This is a genomic window from Robertmurraya sp. DFI.2.37 (genome assembly GCF_029211245.1).
In the GTDB taxonomy this organism is placed as follows: domain Bacteria; phylum Bacillota; class Bacilli; order Bacillales; family Cytobacillaceae; genus Robertmurraya; species Robertmurraya methanolica_A.
In genome coordinates this window covers 1-296 of record NZ_JARGEJ010000691.1, presented here as the reverse complement: position 1 = coordinate 296, position 296 = coordinate 1, and the positions used below count along the sequence as shown (strand labels likewise).

The window sequence follows — 296 nt, the reverse complement described above, 5'->3', positions numbered from 1 at the left end:
TATCCATCCTTTACAATTGTTGTTTTATTTTACGTTAATTGTGCTCATCATTGGAATCATTGGATTTACAGGTGTTAATAATTGGAGCAGTGCATTTCGCAGCATCTTTACGGTTAGTTTTTCGCTTGTTCTGACAGCTTTTCTTGCCTACATCATTTTTGTTGGACAGTTACTTCAATAAAAATTAGAAGCGAAAGTTGTTAAAACACAATCTATTTTTCTATCGGTAGCAAGGTAGTGTACCGCGAGAGCATTTAAAGTAAGGGCTTCTGAAGGATAAGTTTCCTCTAATAAAT

At 34.5% G+C, this 296-nt stretch carries 1 pseudogene; it reads left to right on the top strand.

Going from position 1 to position 296, the window contains the following annotated elements:
• Positions 1-181, top strand: a pseudogene (locus PZE06_RS28235) (hypothetical protein); the annotation flags it as partial.
• Between the last annotated feature and the right edge of the window lie 115 nt (positions 182-296).